This window comes from Bacillus sp. AFS002410 (genome assembly GCF_002556365.1).
In the GTDB taxonomy this organism is placed as follows: Bacteria; Bacillota; Bacilli; order Bacillales; family Bacillaceae_G; genus Gottfriedia.
This window is the reverse complement of record NZ_NUEU01000065.1, coordinates 1-229: the sequence shown is the minus strand read 5'-3', so window position 1 is coordinate 229 and position 229 is coordinate 1. Positions and strand designations below refer to the sequence as shown.

At 31.0% G+C, this 229-nt stretch carries 1 protein-coding gene; it reads right to left on the bottom strand.

The annotated features are described in order from the left end of the window. The coding region (locus CN692_RS19270; RefSeq protein WP_179874492.1) for an AAA family ATPase at positions 1–229 on the bottom strand (229 nt) is incomplete at both ends.

The window sequence follows — 229 nt, the reverse complement described above, 5'->3', positions numbered from 1 at the left end:
TTTAGAACTAGTAAAACTGTAGTTTCTGCATCATCCTCACCAATTGGCTTAGGATCTAATTTATTACCATTGATATCAGTACCGAATAATAACCAAGTTGGCGCATCACCAATCGTTGACTTCCCAGCTCCGTTACGACCTTCGATATTTGTAATATCTTTAAAATTGATAGATAAATCAGTGTGATTTTTAAAATTAATTACTTTAATAAAATCGAATGAAATTTTCA